This window comes from Variovorax sp. CCNWLW225, assembly GCF_037204045.1.
GTDB lineage: Bacteria > Pseudomonadota > Gammaproteobacteria > Burkholderiales > Burkholderiaceae_C > Variovorax.
On sequence record NZ_JBBCBV010000001.1, the window covers coordinates 431,361 to 451,534 of the forward strand.

21 protein-coding genes are annotated in these 20,174 nt (G+C 66.7%); 14 read left to right on the forward strand and 7 right to left on the reverse strand.

Going from position 1 to position 20,174, the window contains the following annotated elements:
• Window positions 1-53 precede the first annotated feature (53 nt).
• The 6 genes from V9L20_RS02180 to V9L20_RS02205 are packed head-to-tail and all read left to right on the forward strand — an operon-like array spanning window position 54 to window position 4,192.
• The gene (locus tag V9L20_RS02180; protein ID WP_258505135.1) at window positions 54-656 is read left to right on the forward strand and encodes a GbsR/MarR family transcriptional regulator; all 603 of its coding nucleotides are present in this window, start codon (window positions 54-56) and stop codon (window positions 654-656) included.
• A 56-nt stretch (window positions 657-712) separates the two neighbouring features.
• Window positions 713-1,138, forward strand: coding sequence for a thiol-disulfide oxidoreductase DCC family protein (locus tag V9L20_RS02185; protein WP_258505134.1), 426 nt, complete (start codon window positions 713-715; stop codon window positions 1,136-1,138).
• 20 nt (window positions 1,139-1,158) lie between these two features.
• Window positions 1,159-2,118 carry an SAM-dependent methyltransferase gene (locus V9L20_RS02190; RefSeq protein WP_258505132.1) on the forward strand — a complete coding sequence of 320 codons (960 nt, stop codon included), beginning with the start codon at window positions 1,159-1,161 and terminating at the stop codon, window positions 2,116-2,118.
• Between the two features lie 56 nt (window positions 2,119-2,174).
• On the forward strand, window positions 2,175-3,221 hold the full coding sequence (locus V9L20_RS02195) for an SRPBCC domain-containing protein (RefSeq protein WP_337295308.1): 1,047 nt from the start codon (window positions 2,175-2,177) through the stop codon (window positions 3,219-3,221).
• Window positions 3,218-3,838 carry a DUF4166 domain-containing protein gene (locus V9L20_RS02200; protein ID WP_337295309.1) on the forward strand — a complete coding sequence of 207 codons (621 nt, stop codon included), beginning with the start codon at window positions 3,218-3,220 and terminating at the stop codon, window positions 3,836-3,838. The genes V9L20_RS02195 and V9L20_RS02200 overlap by 4 nt, the downstream gene beginning before the upstream one ends.
• Before the next feature lie 6 nt (window positions 3,839-3,844).
• A complete protein-coding gene (locus V9L20_RS02205; RefSeq protein ID WP_126747444.1) occupies window positions 3,845-4,192 on the forward strand; it encodes a DOPA 4,5-dioxygenase family protein in 348 nt (115 codons plus the stop codon).
• Between the two features lie 14 nt (window positions 4,193-4,206).
• Here the strand turns inward: V9L20_RS02205 and V9L20_RS02210 are convergent, their stop codons facing one another.
• Entirely contained in the window at window positions 4,207-4,863 is a 657-nt protein-coding gene (locus V9L20_RS02210) for a glutathione S-transferase (protein ID WP_258505127.1), read from the reverse strand.
• Between the two features lie 101 nt (window positions 4,864-4,964).
• On the opposite strand from V9L20_RS02210, the gene V9L20_RS02215 reads away from it, so the two are divergent.
• Window positions 4,965-6,182 carry a polyhydroxyalkanoate depolymerase gene (locus tag V9L20_RS02215; protein WP_337295310.1) on the forward strand — a complete coding sequence of 406 codons (1,218 nt, stop codon included), beginning with the start codon at window positions 4,965-4,967 and terminating at the stop codon, window positions 6,180-6,182.
• Between the two features lie 12 nt (window positions 6,183-6,194).
• Here V9L20_RS02215 and V9L20_RS02220 read toward each other — a convergent pair whose 3' ends face one another.
• Window positions 6,195-7,151, reverse strand: coding sequence for a LysR family transcriptional regulator (locus V9L20_RS02220; RefSeq protein WP_337295311.1), 957 nt, complete (start codon window positions 7,149-7,151; stop codon window positions 6,195-6,197).
• Between the two features lie 87 nt (window positions 7,152-7,238).
• Here V9L20_RS02220 and add point away from each other — a divergent pair, with 87 nt between their 5' ends.
• Window positions 7,239-8,330 carry an adenosine deaminase gene (gene add / locus V9L20_RS02225; RefSeq protein WP_337295312.1) on the forward strand — a complete coding sequence of 364 codons (1,092 nt, stop codon included), beginning with the start codon at window positions 7,239-7,241 and terminating at the stop codon, window positions 8,328-8,330.
• A gap of 8 nt (window positions 8,331-8,338) precedes the next feature.
• Window positions 8,339-9,331: a Bug family tripartite tricarboxylate transporter substrate binding protein gene (locus V9L20_RS02230; protein WP_337295313.1), complete on the forward strand. Its 993-nt coding sequence runs from the start codon at window positions 8,339-8,341 to the stop codon at window positions 9,329-9,331.
• A 134-nt stretch (window positions 9,332-9,465) separates the two neighbouring features.
• On the opposite strand, the gene V9L20_RS02235 is transcribed toward V9L20_RS02230, so the two are convergent.
• The gene (locus tag V9L20_RS02235) at window positions 9,466-9,906 is read right to left on the reverse strand and encodes a CBS domain-containing protein (RefSeq protein ID WP_337295314.1); all 441 of its coding nucleotides are present in this window, start codon (window positions 9,904-9,906) and stop codon (window positions 9,466-9,468) included.
• Window positions 9,907-10,049: 143 nt separating this feature from the next.
• Here V9L20_RS02235 and V9L20_RS02240 point away from each other — a divergent pair, with 143 nt between their 5' ends.
• The 3 genes from V9L20_RS02240 to V9L20_RS02250 are packed head-to-tail and all read left to right on the forward strand — an operon-like array spanning window position 10,050 to window position 14,630.
• Complete coding sequence (locus tag V9L20_RS02240; RefSeq protein ID WP_337295315.1) at window positions 10,050-11,357, forward strand: O-acetylhomoserine aminocarboxypropyltransferase; 1,308 nt, start codon at window positions 10,050-10,052, stop codon at window positions 11,355-11,357.
• A complete protein-coding gene (locus tag V9L20_RS02245; protein ID WP_337295316.1) occupies window positions 11,354-13,771 on the forward strand; it encodes a hypothetical protein in 2,418 nt (805 codons plus the stop codon). The genes V9L20_RS02240 and V9L20_RS02245 overlap by 4 nt, the downstream gene beginning before the upstream one ends.
• Window positions 13,772-13,814: 43 nt before the next feature.
• Window positions 13,815-14,630 (forward strand): alpha/beta fold hydrolase, encoded by an 816-nt coding sequence (locus V9L20_RS02250; protein ID WP_337295317.1) that lies wholly within the window; start codon window positions 13,815-13,817, stop codon window positions 14,628-14,630.
• 7 nt (window positions 14,631-14,637) lie between these two features.
• Here the strand turns inward: V9L20_RS02250 and V9L20_RS02255 are convergent, their stop codons facing one another.
• On the reverse strand, window positions 14,638-15,627 hold the full coding sequence (locus V9L20_RS02255; protein ID WP_337295318.1) for a Bug family tripartite tricarboxylate transporter substrate binding protein: 990 nt from the start codon (window positions 15,625-15,627) through the stop codon (window positions 14,638-14,640).
• A gap of 20 nt (window positions 15,628-15,647) precedes the next feature.
• The gene (locus tag V9L20_RS02260; protein ID WP_337295319.1) at window positions 15,648-17,066 is read right to left on the reverse strand and encodes a M20 family metallopeptidase; all 1,419 of its coding nucleotides are present in this window, start codon (window positions 17,064-17,066) and stop codon (window positions 15,648-15,650) included.
• A gap of 112 nt (window positions 17,067-17,178) precedes the next feature.
• Between V9L20_RS02260 and V9L20_RS02265 the strand changes: the two genes are divergently transcribed.
• Window positions 17,179-18,123 (forward strand): LysR family transcriptional regulator, encoded by a 945-nt coding sequence (locus tag V9L20_RS02265; protein WP_337295320.1) that lies wholly within the window; start codon window positions 17,179-17,181, stop codon window positions 18,121-18,123.
• Window positions 18,124-18,125: 2 nt separating this feature from the next.
• Here the strand turns inward: V9L20_RS02265 and V9L20_RS02270 are convergent, their stop codons facing one another.
• Window positions 18,126-18,509 (reverse strand): thioredoxin family protein, encoded by a 384-nt coding sequence (locus V9L20_RS02270; protein WP_337295321.1) that lies wholly within the window; start codon window positions 18,507-18,509, stop codon window positions 18,126-18,128.
• A 100-nt stretch (window positions 18,510-18,609) separates the two neighbouring features.
• On the opposite strand from V9L20_RS02270, the gene V9L20_RS02275 reads away from it, so the two are divergent.
• Complete coding sequence (locus V9L20_RS02275; protein WP_337295322.1) at window positions 18,610-18,948, forward strand: Mpo1-like protein; 339 nt, start codon at window positions 18,610-18,612, stop codon at window positions 18,946-18,948.
• Between the two features lie 6 nt (window positions 18,949-18,954).
• On the opposite strand, the gene V9L20_RS02280 is transcribed toward V9L20_RS02275, so the two are convergent.
• Complete coding sequence (locus V9L20_RS02280; RefSeq protein WP_337295323.1) at window positions 18,955-20,166, reverse strand: YihY family inner membrane protein; 1,212 nt, start codon at window positions 20,164-20,166, stop codon at window positions 18,955-18,957.
• Window positions 20,167-20,174: the final 8 nt, after the last annotated feature.

Genomic DNA, 20,174 nt, shown 5'->3' on the forward strand with positions numbered 1-20,174 from the left:
TGAATTTGCATTTCTCTATTGACAGAAATTTCTAAAATCCTAGACTTCGAGGCATGGAACTCACCGACATCCAACGCAAGTTCGTCCTCCACTGGGGCGAGATGGGCTCCATGTGGGGTGTCAACCGCACGGTTTCGCAAATTCATGCGCTGCTGTTTGCGCACGGCAAGCCGATGCATGCCGAAGAGCTCTCCGACACCTTGGGCGTGGCCCGCTCCAACGTGAGCAACAGCCTGAAGGAACTGCAGGCCTGGAACCTGGTGCGGGTCACGCACATCCTCGGCGACCGCCGCGATTACTTCGAAACCAGCGTCGACGTGTGGGAGCTGTTTCGCACCGTGGTGCGCGAGCGCAAGGAACGCGAGTTCGATCCCACCATCCGCGTGCTGCGCGAAATCGTCTCGAGCCCCGACTTCCAGAAGGAGCCTGCCGATGCGCAAGACCGCATTCGCTCCACCATGGACCTGATGAGCAAGCTCGCCACGTGGGCCGACGAAATGCTGCGGCTCTCGCCCGGCACGCTCGACAAGGTGCTGACGCTGGGCGCCAGCGTGCAGAAGTTCGTTCGCGGCGATGCAGCTCCGGCGGCGCCCACGGCACCGAAGAAAAACGACGATGACCCGGATGCCCATCACGCCAGCCTGCCGATGATCTGAGCTTCTCTTTTTTTGCCCAATCATTTCTGTTTTGACAGAAATAACGAAACAAAACCATGCACCCTGCTGTCACCTACCCCCTCACCGTCTACTACGACGCCACCTGCGCCCTCTGCGCGGCCGAGATGAACGGCATGAAGGCGCGCGATGCCGCCGGGCGTCTGCAACTGGTCGATTGCTCGCCGCCGGGCTTCAGCGAAGGGCCGGCGCCGCGCGAGGCGCTGATGACGGCGATTCACGCGGTAGACGCCACCGGGCAGGTGTTCGAGGGCGTCCCCGCCATTCGGGCCTGCCGCGATGCCGTCGGGCTGCCGAGCGGCAGCTTCCTGCTCGACCTGCCGCTCGTCGCGCCGCTGGCCGACCGCGCCTATGCGGTGCTTGCGCGCAACCGCTACCGGCTGCCGCGCTGGCTGGTCACCCTGCTGGCCGGAAAGGCCGCCCGCTCGTCGGCCACATGTGCCGGCGGCAATTGCCGAATCTGAAAAGAAAAAAGGAGCTTTTTGTGCCCAATGTTTTCCAGCCCGATTTCCGTGCGGCGCAGACGCCTGAAGCTCCGCTGTCCAACCCGGCCATCACACGCGCGGACACGCAGGACTACTTCACCGAGGTGGCCGACGACTACCGCGCATGGAGCCCCAGCTACAACATGCACTTCGGCTTCTGGCGGCTCGGGCTCAATCCGCTGCGGCGCGAAGGCATGCTCGTTGAGATGAACCGCGCGGTCGGCCGCGCACTGAAGCTCGACGAGCCCGATGCTCCAGATTCGAAGCAGGAAGCCGCGCAACCCCGCCGCTGCGTGATCGACCTGGGCTGCGGCGCCGGCGCCACCGCGCGCACGCTGGTGAGCGAAGACCCGTCGCTGTATGCCGTCACCGTCACGAACGTGGCGGTGCAGAACAGCATCGCCGCCCGGCTCGACGCCCGGGCCGGCGTGGCCGATCGCATGGCGCACATCGAGGCTGACTACACGCGCACCGGCCTGCCGGCGGCGCAAGCCGACGGCGCATGGGCGGTGGAGAGCGCCTGTTACGCCAGCGGCACGGCCAAGGCCGATTTCGTGCGCGAGGCGGCACGCCTGCTGAAGCCCGGCGCTCGGCTGGCGGTGGTCGACGGCTTTCTGCTGCGGCGCCAGCCCGGCCGAATAGCCGGCTGGCTCCATCGCCTGTGGGCCGACAGCTGGGCCGTGCCCACGCTGGCCGTGAAGGAAGACTTTGTGGCCGCGCTGCGCGACAACGGGTTCGAAGACGTCAAAGTGCAGTCGCTGCGCTGGCGCGTCGCGCCCAGCGCGCTGCACATTCCGGCGCTGGCCACGCGCTTTGCGCTGGCCGAACTCTGGAAGGCGCGCGGCAAGCTCAGCCCCTGGCGCCGCAAGCACATCGTCGCGAGCTACTGCGCCCTGGTGCTGGGCGTTTTCTGGCGCGACTTCGACTACTGCATGGTGACCGCCAGGCGCAGCGGCTGACAACAAGCGCCACCGAAACAACAAGACAGCAAACACAACGAGGAGAAGAAACCTTCATGAGCACCGAACCCGAAGAAGCCACACCGCGCGAGTTGCCGCCCACCGCGACCAGCGCCGCAGAAATGCAGGAGCCGCCAATACGCCGCATGCCCTTCGCATGGTTCTGGCCACTGCTGGTGGGCGCCGCGGCCGCCTTCGTGCTGCGCATCGCCTTCAGCGGATTGCCGGGCCAGCGCTTCTCGGCCATGCTGGGCTCCTTCATTTACCTTGCGCCCGCGGTGTGCGGTGCCGTCACGGTCTATATGGCCGAGCGAATCGAGCGGCGCGGCTGGGGCTACTACATCTGGGCGCCCTGGGTCGCCACCGCGCTGTTCGTGGTCGGAACGCTGCTGGTCTACATCGAGGGAATGATCTGCGCCATCGTGATCGTGCCGATGTTCGCCTTCATGGGCAGCCTTGGCGGGCTGGCCATGGGGCTGGTCTGCCGCGTTACCAACTGGCCCAAGCCGGCGCTCTACAGCTTTGCGGTGCTGCCGCTGCTGCTCGGCGCCATCGAGCCGCAGTTGCCCAACCCGGAGCTGATCTCGAAAACGTCGCGCACGGTCTTCATCGCCGCGCCCGCCGAGCGCGTGTGGCATGAGCTCAACGATGTGCGCGACATTCGCCCCACCGAAGTGGGCGATGCATGGGCGTACCGCATCGGCGTACCCATGCCCGTGGCGGCCGTCACCGAGCAAACGCCCGAAGGCCGCGTGCGCAAGGTGCAATGGCAGAAGAACGTGCACTTCGACGAGGTCGTTACCGACTGGCAGCCGCTGAAGCGCGTGGAATGGCGCTACCGCTTCTCGCCCGACTCTTTTCCGGCTGGTGCGCTGGACGACCACGTACTCATCGGCGGCCACTATTTCGACTTGCGCGACTCGGCCTACACGCTCACGCCGCGCGACGGCGGCACGGAGCTTCGCATCGACGTTTCATGGCGCGTGAGCACGCGCTTCAACTGGTATGCCGACCGCGTGGCGCACTTTCTCCTCGGCGATTTTTCCGAGCACATCCTGCGCTTCTACAAGGTGCGCAGCGAAGCAGCCGCGGCGGCCGCATGAACGACAGCCGGCCCGTCTTCCAGCAAGTGCTCGGCCCCGCCTGGGAGCGGCTGGGCGGCGTGATCCGCCGCCACTACACCATGGCGCCGTTTTCGAATGCCCACGTGTGCGTGCGCGGCACCATGGACGAAGTGCACCACGCACCCTGGGCACGGTTGCTCATGCCCTTCGGCCGCCTGTTCGGGGCACTCGTTCCCTACACCGGCACCGGCGTGCCGATCGAAGTGCACTACCGCTGCCGGCCGGACGACGCTCTTTTGTACTGGGACCGTGTCTTCCGCTTCGAAGGCCGCGCGCCGTTCCACTTTCGTTCGCACATGGCCCATGTGGCAGAACGCGGCAGCGAGGTGGTCGAATACGTGCGCTTCGGCATCGGCATGCGCCTGGCCGTGAGCGCGGAAGAAGGCGCGCTGGTGTTTCGCGACAAAGGCTACATCTGGCGCCTTGGCAAGTTGCGCTTGCCGCTGCCGCTGGGCCTGCTGCTGGGCACGGCCTACGTTGAGGAGCGGCCCGATCCGGCCGATGCCGACGGCTTCACCATGAAGATGGTGCTGCGCCACCGCTGGTTCGGCGACGTATTCCGCTACAGCGGGCGCTTCAGGTTAGGGCCACAATGAGCCGCTATGCCGCGCCGCCCTGAAAACCTCTATCCGCAATACCACGCCCACGTCTACTTCGGCCCCGACACGGTCGCGCAGGCAAGGCAGCTGTGCGAGCGCGCGGGCCGCGAGCTGATGGTGGTGGTCGGCCGGGTGCACGAGCGGCTGGTCGGGCCGCATCCGCACTGGAGTTGCCAGCTGGCGTTCGACGCGGCCGAGTTCGACCAGGTGATCGAATGGCTGGAGGCCAACCGCAACGGCCTCGACATTTTTGTGCACGGCGTCACGGGCGACGACCTGGCCGACCACACGGCGCACGCCATGTGGCTTGGCGAAGAAAGCGCGCTCGACCTGCGGATGTTCCGGCACTAGGCGGGCGGCCCCGCTCAGAACTCCGCGTCCAACTCGTCGATTTCCTCGGGTTCCTGCTTCGCGGCCGTCACCCACTCCTGCATGGCGGGCAAGTCCATCACGCGCTTGCAATAAGAGGCACAAACGGAGTCCAGCGGCACGTCGTAGCTCAGAAAGCGCGTGACCACCGGCGCGTACATGGCGTCGGCCATGCCGGGCTGCTTGCCAAACAGGAAGGGGCCGCCATAGGTCTTCAGGCACTCGCGCCAGATGGCGACGATGCGGTCGATATCGGCCTGCGCACGCGACCAGATCTTGAAACCCGGAAAGCGGGCCTTGATGTTCATCGGCAAGGCGCCGCGCATCGAAGCAAAGCCGGAATGCATTTCGCCGCAGATTGCGCGGCAATGCGCACGGGCCTGGATGTCGGCCGGCAGCAGCCCCGCCTTGGGCTTGATCTCGTTCAGGTATTCGCCGATGGCCAGCGTGTCCCACACCTTCACGCTGCCGTGCTGCAGCGAAGGCACCAGCATCGACGATGAGAGCAGCAGCATCTCGGCCTTCATGGCCGGATCGTCGGGCGGAATGATCTTTTCGCTGAAGTCCAGCCCGGCCAGCCTGCACATCAGCCAGCCACGCAGCGCCCAGGCGCCGTAGTTCTTGCTGCTGATGGTGAGAACGGGTTTGGCCATCGTGGGTCTCCTTGGCGGGTCTGCCTTGCTGCCGGGTTGGCTCCCATGGCCGTGCAAGGCCTGTGCCACCGCTTGGCCCGCAACTTGCCTGTACTGCCTTCATGTTGTACCGGGCCTACCAGAACCAAGCCGACCTGCTCTCGCCCTCCCGGCTCGCAGCCCAGTACCTCGGCCAGGCACTCTGGAGGGACGGCACCGAACGCACCGTGGTGCGGCGCATGGCGGCGCAGTTCGAGGTGTTCTCGCGCATGCGGTTGACCCATTCGCGGCCCGACTACGCCATTCACAGCGTTCTGGTCGATGGCGCGGAAACCCCCGTGCACGAAGAGAAAACACTGGTCTCGCCCTTCGGCACGCTGCTGCATTTCCGCAAGGACACGAAAGTCGTGCACCCGCCCGTGCTGCTGGTTGCACCACTGTCGGGCCACTTCGCGACACTGCTGCGCGAAACCGTGCGCACCCTGCTGCGCGACCACGACGTGTACCTGACCGACTGGCACAACGCGCGCGACGTGCCGCTGTGGCATGGCGGCTTCAGCCTGGACGACTACACGCTGCAGCTCATCCAGTTTCTGGAGGCCGTCGGCCCGGGCGTGCACATGGTCGCGGTCTGCCAGCCGTGCGTGGCTGCGCTCGCCGCCACCGCGCTCATGGCCGAAGACGACAACCCCGCCACGCCGCGCAGCCTCACGCTTATGGCCGGCCCTGTCGATTGCCGCATCAACCCCACCGGGGTGAACAAGCTTGCCACCAGCAAGCCCATCGAGTGGTTCCACCGCAACCTGATCAGCCACGTGCCGTGGCCACATGCCGGCATGATGCGGCGCGTGTACCCGGGCTTCCTGCAGCTTTCGGCCTTCATGAGCATGAACCCCGAGCGCCACAAGAAGCAGTTCGAAGATATGGCCAAGCATCTTGTCGAAGGCGAGATCGAGAAGGCGCGCACCATTGCCGCCTTCTACGAGGAATACCTGGCGGTGAACGACCTGCCGGCCGAGTTCTACCTGGAGACGGTGGAGCGCGTGTTCCAGACCTACGACCTGCCGCGCGGCGTGCTCACGGTGGGCGACCGCACCGTGAACCCGGCCGCCATCCGCCGCACCGCGCTGCTCACGGTGGAAGGCGAGCGCGACGACATCTGCGCGGTCGGCCAGACGGTGGCGGCGCAAGACCTGTGCACCGGGATCCGGCCCTACCTGAAGGCGCACCATCTTCAGGCCGGCGTGGGCCACTACGGCGTTTTCAGCGGCAGCAAGTGGAATGCGCAGATCTATCCGCGGGTGCGGGAAACCATTCACGCTGCGGCTGAGCTGCACTAGATCAATCAGCGTTCAGCGCCGGCTTCGCCCCCCCTTCGCAGCCACGCGCCGCACCGCGGCTTCGCCGGCCTGGGGGAGCCGCTCGCGCAGAAACGCAATCAGCTCTTGCGCCGCCACGTTGCGCATCGGCCCCGGCAGGTAGGCCAGCACCACCCGCCGCTCGATGCGCGGCTTCGACAACGGGACCACCACCAGTTCAGGATCGCGCAGCGACGAGGTGTAGAGCCGCGGCATCAGTCCCAGCGCCTGGCCGCTTCGCACCAGCGCATACAGCGTTTCGGAATAGCTGACGCGGTAGGGCTCGGGTCCCTGCTCGAACTGCGCGCGGGCAGGGTTGCCGAGTGCCGGCATGCTGCCGCTCTCGAACAGCACCAGCCGTTCCTTGCCGATGGCCTCCCAGCTCGCGTCATCGGCCGCGGCCAATGCGTGGTCGCGCCGCACCACCAGCACCAGCGGGTCGCGGAACAGGTCGACGCAGGTCAGGCCGCCTGGTGGCTCCGTGATGGCGGCAACCGCCATGTCGAGCTGGCCGCTGCGGAGTTCGGCCAGCAAGACCGTCGACGGCGCGTCTCGCCAGGCAATTTCGACCTCGCGCCGTCCGGTTTCGAGAAATTCACTCGCCGCGGCCGTGACGCGCCCGCTCGCCGAAGGAATCACCCCCACGCGCACGAAAGCCCGCCCGCGCTGCACCGTGCTCTCGATATCGCGCAGCGCCACATCGAACGCATTGACCAAAAAGTCGGTGCGCGCCAGCACCTCGGCGCCCACCGACGTGAGCTCCAGCCGGTGGGTGGAACGGGTCAGCAACTCCGCGCCCAGCAGCTTTTCCATCTGCTTGATGGCATTGCTCAGCGCCGGCTGGGTAATGGCCAGCCGGCGCGCCGCGCGGCCGAAGTGCCCTTCTTCCACCAGTACCGAGAAGAACTGAAGCTGGCGCAGCGTGAGCGCCCGAAGCGGCGAAGAGGCCATGGAGTTGGGTAGGCGATTGATTCAATGAATCAAATTATAGAAATTCAAAATTTTGCTTATGAGGCGCCGCTCCCTAGACTGCCCGGCATGACCCGCCTCGATCTGCCGCGCCTCACGCTGGAATCCATGCTGCATGCGATGCCCAAGGTGGAGCTGCATTGCCACCTGTTCGGCACGGTGCGCCACGAGACCTTCAAGCAACTCAACCATCGCGCCGGTTCGCCGCTGGCGGCCGACGAAATCGAAGGCTTCTACACGCGCGGAGAAAAGCCCGTCGGCGTGCTGCGTGTGCTGCGAGCACTCGACGCGCAGCTGGTTCGCAGCCCCGGCGACCTGTACCAGCTGACACTCGAATACCTGGAGGACGCCGCGGCCCACAACGTGCGCTACGCCGAGTTCTTCTGGAACCCGACGGGCACCGTGCACGGCTCCGGCATTCCGTATTCGATGGCGCAGTGCGCGATCGTGCGCGCCATCCAGGACGCGCAGCAGGAGTTCGGTATTACCGGCCGCCTCATCGCAGCCATCGACCGGGAGGCCAGCCCGGAGGCTGCCGTCGAAATGGTGGAGTGGGTCAAGGCGCACCGCTGCGATGAGGTGATCGGCATCGGCATCGACTACAGAGAGGTCAACAGGCCGCCCGAGCTTTTTGCCGAGGCGTACGCCGAAGCCCGGCGCGCTGGGCTCAAGGCCACCGCGCACGCGGGCGAGTTCGGCATGCCTTGGACGAATGTGCGCACCGCGCTCGACATGCTGCAGGTCGACCGCATCGACCACGGCTACACGGTGGTCGATCAGCCCGACTTCGCGCGCCAGTGCGCCGAGCGCGGCGTGATCTTTACCGTGGTGCCCACCAACTCCTATTACTTGCGCACCCTGCCGCCGGAGCGCTGGGCACTTGACCACCCCATTCGGCGCATGCCCGGCCTGGGCTTGCGCATCCATCCCAACACCGACGACCCGACGCTGCACAAGGTCACGCCCACGCAGGCCTGGCTGATGATGGTGCGCGACTTCGGCTTCGGGCTGGACGACCTGCGCGGCTTCATGCACAACGGGCTCGACGGCGCATGGATCGACGACACCCAGCGCCGCGCATGGCGCACGCAATGGAGCCAGGAATTCGACGCGCTGCGCGCCCGCCTTGCACAAGAACCGCAATCCGCCCACCCGCAATGAGCCAAGCCATGACCCAACCCTTCAGCCTGCCCCGCCGCACTCTTCTTGCCGCCGCCCTTTGCGCGATGCTGCCCGCCGCGGCACTCGCACAGGCCGCCTGGCCCGCCGCCAAGCCGATCACGCTGATCGTTCCCTACACGGCCGGCGGCAGCGTGGACGTCAACGCCCGCCTCGTCGCCACGCGGCTCGCCGAGCGGCTGAAGCAGTCGGTCGTCATCGAAAACGTGAGCGGCGCGGGCGGCGCCATCGGCGTGGCCAAGGCCGTGAACGCGGCGCCCGACGGCTACACGCTGGTGGTCGGGCCCGACAGCGCCATCGCCATCGGTCGGCTCGTCAATCCCTCGGCCTTCAAGTTCGATCCGCTCAAGGACCTGGCGCCAGTGGGCATGCTCAACACCGCGCCGATGGTGCTGGTGGCACGCCCCGGCCTGGAGGCGCAGACCTACGCCGACTTCGTGAAGCTCGCCAAGGCCAAGCCCGGCGCCTACAACTACGCCACCTCGGGCGTGGGCACGGTGCTGCAGCTGGCCATGGAACTCTTGAAGCAGCGCAGCGGCATCTTCGTGACCCACGTGCCCTACCGCGGCGGCGCGCAGATTGCCACGGACGTGATCGGCAACCAGGTCGACCTGGCAATGCTGGTCAGCACCAGCGCCATTCCGCATGTGAACGGCAACCGTCTGAGGGCGCTGGGCATTACCGGCGGCCAGCGCTTGGCGGCACTGCCCAACGTGCCCACCTTCAACGAGATGCCCGGCCTCAAGGGCTACGACATGGTGAGCTGGACCGGCATCTTCGCGCCCGCCAAGACCCCGCCCGCCGTGGTGGCGCGCCTCAACCAGGAGCTGAACGCGGTGCTGGCCGAAGAGCAGGTACGTGCCAAGCTCAACGAGCAAGGCGCCCTGCCGGGCAGCGGCACGCCCGAGCAGTTCGGGCAGTTTGTTCAGGCCGAATACGCCCGCAACCAGAAGATCGTGCAGTCGGCCAATATCAAGGAATAACTACCCGAAACCGAGCCCGGAGCACCGTTAGGCTTTTTCGTGGAACACCGAGGAACCGGCTTTGCCGGGCCTCTGGTGTTGCCCCCGGTAGGGGTTGGCGAAGCGACACGAAGTGCGCGAAGACTGGGGCGAGCCTATTGTTCTTCAGGCCAGTCGCGAATGTAGGCCTTGAGCATCTTGTTCTCGAAGTTCTGGCTGTCGACCACCGCCTTGGCCACGTCGTAGAAGCTGATCACGCCCATCAGCATGCGCTTGTCCATGACGGGCATGTAGCGCGCGTGGCGCTCCAGCATGATGCGGCGGATTTCGTCGAGCTCGGTTTCGAGGGTGCAGGTGACGGGCGCGTCGTCCATGGCCTTGCGCACGAGCGTGCCGCCCACCTGGCCACCGTTGTCGACCAGGGCCACGATCACTTCCCTGAAGGTGAGCATGCCGACCAAGTCGCCGTGTTCCATGACCACCAGGGAGCCGATGTCCTTTTCCGCCATGGTATTGACCGCTTCGGCCAGCAGGTCGTCAGGCGTGATGGTGAAGAGCGTGTTGCCCTTGACGCGAAGGATGTCGCTGACTTTCATCGTGTGCTCCTCTCGGAAATCGTTCTCGGCGGCGGTGCCGAATTGAATATAGCCCACAATCGGCGCCGACTCCCACGCCCATGATGCGCGCGCATGATTAGCAGACGTAACGGGGCATTGCGAACGAACCCAGAAAGGTCCTCATGCCCGGCTATTCCGACCCCGGATTCGATACTTTGGCGCTGCACGCCGGCGCCGCACCCGACCCCGCCACCGGCGCGCGGGCGGTGCCGATCCATCTCACCACTTCTTTCGTCTTCGAGTCGAGCGACCATGCGGCCGCGCTCTTCAACCTGGAGCGCGCGGGCCATGTCTATTCGCGCATCAGCAACCCGACCAATGCGGTGCTGGAGCAGCGTGTTTCGGCGCTCGAAGGCGGCATCGGCGCCATTGCCACCGCCAGCGGGCAAGCGGCGCTGCACCTTTCGATCGCCACGCTCATGGGCGCGGGCTCGCACATTGTGGCCAGCACCGCGCTCTACGGCGGCTCGCAGAACCTGCTGCACTACACGATGCGGCGCTTCGGCATCGAAACCACCTTCGTGAAGCCCGGCGACCTGGACGGCTGGCGTGCCGCCGTGCGCCCCGAAACCAAGCTCTTCTTCGGCGAAACCGTGGGCAACCCCGGGCTCGACGTGCTCGACATTCCGGCGGTGAGCGACATTGCCCACGAAGCCGGTGTGCCGCTGCTGGTCGACTCCACGCTCACCTCGCCCTACCTCATCAAGCCCTTCGACTGGGGCGCCGACCTCGTCTACCACTCGGCTACCAAGTTCCTCTCGGGCCATGGCACCGTGATTGGCGGCGTGGTGGTCGACGGCGGCAGTTTCGACTGGGAAAAGTCGGGCAAATTTGCGGAGCTGACCCAGGCCTACGACGGCTTTCACAACATGGTCTTCAGCGAGGAGAGCACGGTCGGTGCATTCCTGCTGCGCGCGCGGCGCGAAGGCCTGCGCGACTTCGGCGCCTCCATGAGCCCGCACACCGCCTGGCTGATCTTGCAGGGCATCGAAACCCTGCCGCTGCGCATGGAGCGCCACATCGACAACACGCAAAAGGTGGTCGAATTTCTCGCAAGCCACCCCTTCGTGTCGCGCGTGGGCCATCCGCTGATCGAATCGCACCCGAGCCACGCGCTGGCGCAAAAGCTGTTGCGCCACGGCGCACGCGGTGCGGGCGCGGTGTTCAGCTTCGACATCAAGGGCAGCCGCGCGCAGGGCAAGGCATTCATCGAGGCGCTCAAGCTCTTCAGCCACCTGGCGAATGTGGGCGATTGCCGCAGCCTGGTGATCCACCCGGCCAGCACCACGCACTTCCGCATGACCGACGAGGCGCTGGCGGGTGCGGGCATTTCGCAAGGGACGATCCGGCTTTCGATCGGTCTTGAAGATCCGGCGGACCTGATCGACGACCTGAAGCGGGCGCTGAAGGCTGCGGAGAAAGCCGCATGAGCGTAGAGGCATCCATTGAATCCATCGACGCGCTGCACGAGGAAGACCGGCTTGAAGCCGCACTGGCAATGGCCGACGACGCGCTGGGCCAGCATCCCGGCGACGCCGGCCTGCTGCTGCGCAAGGCACGCCTGCTCGGCGCACTCGACCGCGGCGACGAAGCCATGGACATGTACGAGCGCCAGCGCGCCGCGCTGCTTGCCACCCGGCCGCGCACGCCCCACCACTGGCAAGAGGCCGGCTTCTCGCTCTACGAGCAGGCCCACCTGGCACGCCGGCTGGGCCGCGGCCCCGAATCGCGCGCCCTGATCCTCGAGGCGGTGGCCCGCCTGGGCTCCATCGCCTTGCCTGCCGCCTGGTACGAGGCGGCCGACTGGGCTTGGGAAGACGGCGAGCACGACGTGGCCGGCCGGCTCTATCACGACGCGATGTTCAAGGCCGGCGAGTGCTTCGACAGGCAAATCCAGCCGATCGTCGAACGCCTGCGTTCGCTCGGCGAGGACCATTCCCATCACTGGGTCTGGACCGCACTGATGCGCGCCTCCCTCCCCGAGGCCGACGACCCCGACCAGCAGGGCCACGCGCGCGCCATCGCAGCGATGTACGAGCGTACCGGTGGGTTGCCAGCGGCGCTGCGCATCCGTGCCCGGGTGCGCGAGTACGCCGGCGACCTCGAAGGCGCTGCGGCCGACCTCGACACCTACATGGCGCAGGTGCCGGACCCGCGTGCACAGGTCTGGCGCGTGCTGCTCGACTACAAGATGGGCCAGCCCTTCGACCTGGAGGGCATCCGCTGGGCCGAGCACCGCAACCTGGGCGGCGGCGACTACTACAGCGCGGGATGCGAGTTTGCCGAAGTGGTCGAATTGCTGAAGGAGCGCGAAGGCCTTTATACGAACACCATCCACCTTGCACGCGTCAGCGCGGTCGAGGCCGAGGCCTATGAGCTCGGCGCGGCGCGCTTCGAGCACTACTTCGCCACGGGCGAAGGCGGCCCTCTGGACGCCGAACCTCACATCTACGCGATGCTGTGCAACAACCTCGCGATCAACGGCTACTACCGGCAGGAGCGCTTTGCCGAAGCCATCCCCTGGCACGAGAAGGGCTGGGCGGTGTCGCCGTTCTGGGAGCAATACCATGGGCGGCTGAACTGCCAGACCCGCAGCGGGCAATGGGCTGGTGCCGTCGAGTCGTGGAAGGTGCTGAACCACACCTTCGGCAGCCAGTGGCCGGCCGAACAATTGGCCGACGAAGTGGCCTGGGCCTACGACCAGCTGGAACAGCCGGCGCAGGTGCTCGAGGTCCTGGCCCACTGCAATGCGCAGGCGAATACGCCCCTGCAGGAGCTCATTGCCGACATTCCCGCCGAGACGCGCCGTGTCGCTTTGATGGCGCTCGCGGCCAAGGCTGCCGCCAAACTGGGGCAGCGGCCGCGGGTGGAACAGATCACGCGCGAGCTGCTCGCAAGCGATCGCCTGAGCGATGGCTTGTGCCAGCACCTCGCCCAGGCCTGGCGGCTGCTGGGCGATGAAGCCCAGGCCGAGCGTTGCGCGCAGGCCCTGAATACGCCTGCCGCCGAGCAGCCCGCGCTGCCGGACGGCCATGCACCAGATGTCGCAACGATGCTGGGCTGGACCGAGTTGCTGGCCCTGAACGACGGCTATGCGGTGCTGCGCTTGCAGCCCGAAGCAAGCGGCTGGCAGTTCGAACTACGCAAGAACGGCGAATCGGAAATCGGGAATCAGCCGATCTACGTGCAGATACGCCAAGGCAACCATGAAACCGACGGCGACAGCCCTGCACCTGTGCCCACCTGGCACCTGGGCGTGCTGAGCGAACAGCCCGGCATATTCGGCCGTCTTCGCGGCAAGGGATCGAGCCAGCGGCTGTGCCTGGCCCACAGCCCGACGGGCCACGCACCGCCAGCGGAATGGAAAGACATCCCGCCGACGCAATTGCCGCCCGTGTGGCCCGAGCTGCAGCGCCGCGTGGCGGAAGCCAACGCCGCGTGGCAGCAGCTCACCGGCAGCATCACGGTAGAGCGCATTGTTGCCACCATCGAGAAGCTGCACAGCCTGGGCGTGGACCATAGCCGCGACATCAATCTCGGCACCTGCCGCATCGGGCCCAACATCAACGATGCCGGCGCCACATGGGTAAGCCTGACGATCGACCGCAAGCTCGACACCGACCCCACATTGCCCGACCTGGCATATGACCCGTACCACTTCATCTACCAGGTGGTGCCAGCTACCGACAGCACTGCTGCGTATCCGATCTACGGCTTGCAGGACGGCGCGGGCAGCGGACGCCACATCGAGCCCGGCGACGCGGCGCTTGCCCGGGCGGCGAGCCAGTTGTTCGAGCGCGCGATAAAGCGCCTCGATCGCTGGGCACGTGCGGCAGCCCAATGAATCCGACGCAGAAATCGACTGAGACAGGAACCGAGGAACACGCATGAGCACGTTCGATGTCAACCATCACCGCACCTATTGCTACACAGGCGGCAAAGCCTTCGATGCAAACAAGCCCACCGTGGTGTTCATCCACGGCGTGCTCAACGACCACAGCGTGTGGATCCTGCAAAGCCGCTGGTTCGCCAACCACGGCTGGAACGTGCTCGCGCTCGACCTGCCCGGCCATTGCAAGAGCGAGGGGCCGCCACCCGCCAGCGTGGAAGAGGCCGCGCAGTTCGTCATTGCGCTGCTCGACGCCGCCGGCGTGCAAAAGGCTGCGCTGGTGGGCCACAGCTTCGGCTCGCTCATTGCGCTCGAAGCCGCCGCACGCGCGCCCGAGCGTGTTACGCATCTTGCGCTGGTGGGCACCGCCTACCCGATGACCGTGTCGCCCGCACTGCTCGACGGCGCCCTCAACGATCCGCAGCGTGCCATCACCATGGTGAACAACTTCTCGCACTCGCTGCTTGCACCGCCGCCCTCCTCGCTAGGCCCCGGCACGTGGCTCTACGGCAGCTCGCGCGCGCTGATGCGCCGCGTGCTCGCGAGCAACCGCAGCGCCAACGTGTTCCACATCGGCTTCAAGGCCTGCAACGACTACGCCAACGGCGAACAAGCCATCGAAGCCGTGCAATGCCCGGTGCTCTTCCTGCTTGGCGATGCCGACCAGATGACGCCGCCGCGCGCCACCAAGGCACTCGCCGGCAAGGCGAAGCAGGGCAAAGTCGTCACGGTGCATGCGGGGCACTCGCTGATGAGCGAGGCACCCGACGAAGTGCTGTTTGCGCTGCGCGACTTCGTCGGCACGCCCGCCTGAGCCAACGTTATTCGGGCGCAATGCCCGCGCGATGGGCCAGCGCGCGGTAGCGCGAGATCTCGCCCTCCATCTGGCTGCGGAACGCCGCCGCGCCGATTGCAACCGGCTCCATGCCTTGCGTGCGAAGCTGGGCCTGCAAGGCCGGGCTGCTCATGGTTGCGGTGACCGCTCGCGCCAGCTTGTCGAGCACCGGTGCCGGCGTGCGAGCCGGCGCGGCAAAGCCGTACCAGGCGTCGAAGGTCGCTTCTGGCAGCCCCTGTTCGGCCAGGGTGCGCACCTCGGGCAGCATGCTGGAGCGCGTCGCGCCCACGATGCCCAGCGCACGCAGCTTGCCCGAGCGCACATGCGGCGCCACGGCGGCCACGGTGTCGATGCCGATCTCGATCTCGCCGCCGATCACCGCCATCGAGCCTTGGCTGCTGCCCTTGTACGGAATGTCCTGCAGCTGAATGCCCGCGGCCAACGCGAGCAATTCGCCCGCCAGGTGGGGCCCCGAGCCGGCGCCGAAGGTTGCGTAGCGGATGCTCTTCGGCTTGGCCTTGGCGGCGGCAATGAGCTCGGGCAGCGAGCGCCATGGCGTTCCGGCCCCCACCACCAGCACCAGCGGCGTGCGCGCGACGATGGCAATGGGCGCGAGATCGCGCGCCGGGTCGTAGGGCAGCTTGGCGCGAAGCGCGGGGTTCACGCTGTAGCTGGTGGAGCCCGAGAGCAGCAGCGTGTACCCGTCCGGCGCGGCCTTGGCGACCGCATCGGTGCCGATGATGGTGGAGGCGCCGGGCTTGTTGTCGATGACCACGGGCTGGCCGAGCCGCTCCGACAAGCCCTGCCCCATCGCCCGCGCGACGATGTCAGTGCCGCCGCCCGGCGGAAAGGGCACGACCAGCTTCACGGGCCTGTCCGGCCAGGCGTCCTGCGCGAGTGCGGGCGCATGCAGGGCGATGAAGGCCGAAGCACAGGCCAGCAGGCTTCGAAGGGTATGGGAAAGAGCAGTTTTCATGGTTCGTCCAAGAAGAAAAATCAGGAGGCGGCGTGCTGTTTTTTCTCGGCCGCCCACGGCGCGAGCCCCGGTTCGCCCAGGTCCCAATACAGGCCCGCCATGATCTGCAGACCCTCCCGCGCGAGTGGCGCCAGCAGGTGTTCGTTGGGCGCATGCTGCGCACAAGCCGGATAGGAATGCGGCACCCACAGCGTGGGCAAGCCCAGGAGGTCGGCAAAGACGTCGTTGGGCAACGAGCCCGCGAGGTTGGGCAGCAGGTCGATGCGCTGGCCGCTGCTTTGCTCGATGGAGCGCCGGGCCCAGTCGACCCAGGGGTTCTCCACATCGAGCCGCGTGGCAGCGCCCTCGAGCGTGACCTGCACCTCGACGTTGCCGAAGCCGTGTGTGTCGAGATGCGCGCGCACGATGTTCGCCAAGTCTCGCCACGGCGTTCCGACCACGAAACGCAACTGGCAATGCGCGACCGCCTCGGAGGGAATCGCGTTCACCGGCTGCTGGGGCGATCCGGCGCCGAGTGCGAGCACCTCGATGGTGTTCCACGCCACGAGCCGCTCCGCGGGGCTCAGACCAGGCTCGCCCCAGCCTTCGTCCAGCGTGGGGTCGTCGGCCCCGCCTCCGATGCCAATATTGGCCAGCGCCTTGCGCACGCCCTGCGGAATTTCCGGCGGGCGCAGGGCATCGACCAGAATGCGACCGCGCGCATCCACCAGCGAGGCTACCGCGTGGCTCAGCACCGTGGCGGGGTTGGCGAGCACGCCGCCCCAGTTGCCCGAGTGGTAACCCCGCGCCCGTGCACGCAGCCGCAGGCTGAAGTTGACGGCACCGCGCGAGCCAAGAAAAAGCGTGGGCCGCTCGGCGCTCACGCGCGGCCCGTCGCTGGCAATGAACAGGTCGGCGCGCAGCTTGTCGCGCTGCTGCTCGCACACCGCGTGCAGGCCCGGTGACGCGGCCTCTTCGCCTGTTTCGACCAGCCAGGTGATGTTGTAGCCCAGGCGCCCGCCCCGCGCGCGCAGCGCAGCTGCCAGCCCGCCCAGCGCAATGGTGTGCTGACCCTTGTTGTCGGCCGTGCCGCGCCCGTACCAGCGGTCGCCGCGCACGGTGAGCGCCCAGGGCCCGAGGCCTTCGTCCCAATGCGCGTCCTGCCCGCTCACCACGTCGCCGTGGCCGTAGCTCAGCACGGTGGGCAATGCGGGGTCTTCGATGCGCCGCGCAATCAGGAACGGCCCGCCGCTGGGCACCGGGTTCTCGACGATCTCGCACTCGAAGCCCAGCGCAATCAGCGGCGGCACCAGTTCCTCCCGCAGGTAGGCACCGAGTGCGGGCGTGGCGGCGCCGGTGTCGCTTTCGGTGCGAAAGGCGATGCGCCGCTGCAGGTCGGCGAAGAAGCCGCCGTCGTCGAAATAGGCGGCGGCAGCGGCAAGGCTGTCGGTACGTTGCATGAAGAGTTTTCCTGTGTCCGTGGGGTGCAGCAAGTACAAGGCCTGGAGAGCGATGCTTCCAGCATCGTTTTGGCAAGCTACCATTGCCTTCAAGGCAAGGCTTCGACCCCTCATGGCACCACCGCTTCTCAGCATTCCGATGCGCCACTTCCTCGAGGTGGCGCGCAGCGGCTCGGTCAGCCAGGCGGCGGCGCGGCTGTTCGTGGCCTCGTCCGCGGTCAGCCGGCAGATCGCCAAGCTTGAAGACAGCTTGGGCACGCCGCTGTTCGAGCGCCACGCACGCGGCATGGCACTCAACGCAGCCGGCGAGCGGCTCGCGGCACATTTGCGCAATGCGCAGCTCGACATCGAACAGGTCTTCGAACAGGTGCGCGACCTCGGCGGCCGCAGCGCGCACCGCATTCGCACCGCGTGTACCGAAGGGTTCGCAGCGCACTTCATGCCGCAACTCATGCGCAGCTTCGAATCGTCGCATCCGGGCACACAGCTCGAATTGCATGTGGGCTCGCCCGATGGTGTGAGCGCGCTGCTTGCCCGCGGAGAGGCCGACATCGCCTTGAAATACGTCGTGGCGCCGGAGCCCGGGTTGAAGATCGAGCATTCGGCCAATGCACCCGTGTTCGCGGTGCTGCGCCCGGACCATCCGCTGTCGCGGCAGCGCGTGGTGTCGGTTGCAGATGCCGTGCGCTACCCGCTGGCCGTGGGCGACAAGGGCGTCACCGCACGGCAGCTGTTCGACCAGGCGTGCAGCCTGCAGGGCCTGCAGTACCGCGCAATCTTCGTCAGCAACTTTTCATCCGTGCTGCTGCCGCTCTTGCGTACGCCGGACGTGATGCTCTCCGGGCACCTGACAGTGACGCACCTCATCGACGCGGGCGAGGTGGTGGCGCGCCCGTTTGCCGAGGCGCCGCTGCAGCAGCGGCAATTACAGGTGCTGGCGCTCGAAGGCCGAACGCTCACACCGCTGGCGCAAGAATTCGTGCGGCACATGGTGAATGCCATTGCCGGCGCGGGCCGGCGCAAGCTGGGGCGCGCGCGTTCCGGCGCGCCGGGGTAAGGTCAGACCGCGAATTCAGCCGGCCGCTTCTCGAGCACGGCCAGCAGCAGGTCGACGTCCAGGCTGGAAGGCTGCGGCGCCTGCAGCGCGCCGAGCATGCGCGAGAGCGTTTCGGCGTGCGGCAGCAGCGGGCCCAGGAAGCGGGTGCCCTCGACACCGGCGATCAGCAGCGTCGGAAAGGTTTCCACGTCGAACGCATCGGCAATCTCGGCGTGGTCTTCGATGTCGACCCACGCAAAGCGGAATTGCGGATGCGCCCGCGCCACCTGCTCCAGCAGCGGACGGTAGTCGCGGCAGGTGCCGCACCATTCAGCGCACAGGCACACGACCCATGGCGCGGCGCCGGCCGGCTCGGCGGATTCGGGGGCGGCGGGAAGAGCGCTCAAAGCTGATGCTGTGAAAGTGTGAATACAAACCGCAGTGGTGCGGCCGGAAGGTCGTGGCTATTATGAACAAAGCGCCTTTGGCGCCCAGGAGACTCGCACGATGAACACCACGACTGCCCCGGAATCTGCTGTCGATCCGCGACGTTTCAAGAGCTTTGCGGAGTTCTACCCGTTCTACCTGACCGAGCACGCCAACCGCACCTGCCGGCGCCTGCACTTCGTGGGCTCGACCATTTCACTGGTGTGCCTGGTGGCCCTGGTGGTCACGCGCGATCCGCTCTGGCTGCTGGCTGGGCTGGTGGCGGGCTATGGCTTTGCCTGGATCGGGCATTTCGGCTTCGAGAAGAACCGGCCCGCCTCGTTCAAGCGCCCGCTCTATTCGTTCATGGGCGACTGGGCGATGTACCGCGACATCTGGCTGGGCAGGGTCAAGATCTGACCGCTACTAAATAAGGAGCACGTCGCCCAGACGCAGCGATCGCAGCGGCCCCTTTTGCCACAGGTCTTCGAGTGGCTCGGCGCGCGGCATCAGCAGCTCCCTGAGCAGCGGTTCGATCGGCGTGGACGGATCGGCCAACAGCACGTAGCGCGGGTCTTCGTTCGGCGTTTCTTCGGCGAGCGGCGCAATCCAGTCGAGCACCACCAGGGTTTCGAGCACCGGCACCAGCTGCAGCGTGTCCACCCGCATGCGCGTGACGAGCTCGGTCGCGCCCATGCCCTTGGCCGGCGTGGCGCGCGCGCGTGCCAGGTGCTGCAGCACTTCCATGGCCAGCTGCAGCGGCCACCCCGCCCGGCCGCCGCGGCGGGCCACGCCGGTCAGCAGGCTGGGCAGATAGGCCGCGATGACCGCCCCCAGCAACACGATGACCCACGCCACGTAGATCCAAACCAGCAGGATCGGCACCGTGGCAAAGGCGCCGTACAGCACCGAATAGGTCGGCACCAGGCTCAGGTAGTAGCCCAGCACGCGCTTGGCAATTTCGATGGCCGCGGCCACGAAGAAGCCGCCGGCCCACGCATGCGACCAGCGCACATTGGTGTTGGGCACGTAGTGGTAGAGCGACGCCATGCCCGCCGCGAGCAGCACGAATTCGAAGGTGTCGAAGAACAGCTTCAGGATGCTTCCGCCCACCACGTCGCGCGACGCGGCAAACACATAAGAAGTGGTCGACAGGCTCACCGCAAGGATGAGCGGGCCAAGCGTGATGGCGGCCCAGTAGATGAGCACGCGCTGCGCAAGCGGCCGCGGCGAGCGCACCCGCCAGATGTTGTTGAGCGTCTTGTCGATGGTGAGGATCAACGCGATAGCGGTAATCAGCAGCACCACCAGGCCCGCGATGCCCAGCCCGCCGGCCTTGCTGGAGAACTGGTTCAGGTAGCCCAGCACCTGGCGCGCAATGTTGTCCGGAATCAGGCTTTCTATGAACCAGCGCTGCAGCCGCCCCTGCAGCTTGGCGAACATCGGAAACACCGTGAAGAGCGCCAGCGCCACGGTGAAGAACGGCACCATCGCAATGGTGGTGGTGAAGGTAAGGCTGCTGGCGGTCAGCCCCAGGCGGTCTTCGCGAAAACGCTCGCCCAGCACCGCCGCGGTGTTGCCCCACGGAAAACGCGAAAGATCCCTCCACAGCTGACGACGATTCATGGCCGGTATCATAAGAACCC

Coding starts and splice junctions, on each gene's coding strand:
- V9L20_RS02180 (WP_258505135.1), top strand. CDS start 54: ATGGAACTCACCGACATCCAACGCAAGTTCGTCCTCCACTGGGGCGAG.
- V9L20_RS02185 (WP_258505134.1), top strand. CDS start 713: ATGCACCCTGCTGTCACCTACCCCCTCACCGTCTACTACGACGCCACC.
- V9L20_RS02195 (WP_337295308.1), top strand. CDS start 2,175: ATGAGCACCGAACCCGAAGAAGCCACACCGCGCGAGTTGCCGCCCACC.
- V9L20_RS02200 (WP_337295309.1), top strand. CDS start 3,218: ATGAACGACAGCCGGCCCGTCTTCCAGCAAGTGCTCGGCCCCGCCTGG.
- V9L20_RS02205 (WP_126747444.1), top strand. CDS start 3,845: ATGCCGCGCCGCCCTGAAAACCTCTATCCGCAATACCACGCCCACGTC.
- V9L20_RS02210 (WP_258505127.1), bottom strand. CDS start 4,863: ATGGCCAAACCCGTTCTCACCATCAGCAGCAAGAACTACGGCGCCTGG.
- V9L20_RS02215 (WP_337295310.1), top strand. CDS start 4,965: ATGTTGTACCGGGCCTACCAGAACCAAGCCGACCTGCTCTCGCCCTCC.
- V9L20_RS02220 (WP_337295311.1), bottom strand. CDS start 7,151: ATGGCCTCTTCGCCGCTTCGGGCGCTCACGCTGCGCCAGCTTCAGTTC.
- add (WP_337295312.1), top strand. CDS start 7,239: ATGACCCGCCTCGATCTGCCGCGCCTCACGCTGGAATCCATGCTGCAT.
- V9L20_RS02230 (WP_337295313.1), top strand. CDS start 8,339: ATGACCCAACCCTTCAGCCTGCCCCGCCGCACTCTTCTTGCCGCCGCC.
- V9L20_RS02235 (WP_337295314.1), bottom strand. CDS start 9,906: ATGAAAGTCAGCGACATCCTTCGCGTCAAGGGCAACACGCTCTTCACC.
- V9L20_RS02240 (WP_337295315.1), top strand. CDS start 10,050: ATGCCCGGCTATTCCGACCCCGGATTCGATACTTTGGCGCTGCACGCC.
- V9L20_RS02245 (WP_337295316.1), top strand. CDS start 11,354: ATGAGCGTAGAGGCATCCATTGAATCCATCGACGCGCTGCACGAGGAA.
- V9L20_RS02250 (WP_337295317.1), top strand. CDS start 13,815: ATGAGCACGTTCGATGTCAACCATCACCGCACCTATTGCTACACAGGC.
- V9L20_RS02255 (WP_337295318.1), bottom strand. CDS start 15,627: ATGAAAACTGCTCTTTCCCATACCCTTCGAAGCCTGCTGGCCTGTGCT.
- V9L20_RS02260 (WP_337295319.1), bottom strand. CDS start 17,066: ATGCAACGTACCGACAGCCTTGCCGCTGCCGCCGCCTATTTCGACGAC.
- V9L20_RS02265 (WP_337295320.1), top strand. CDS start 17,179: ATGGCACCACCGCTTCTCAGCATTCCGATGCGCCACTTCCTCGAGGTG.
- V9L20_RS02275 (WP_337295322.1), top strand. CDS start 18,610: ATGAACACCACGACTGCCCCGGAATCTGCTGTCGATCCGCGACGTTTC.
- V9L20_RS02280 (WP_337295323.1), bottom strand. CDS start 20,166: ATGATACCGGCCATGAATCGTCGTCAGCTGTGGAGGGATCTTTCGCGT.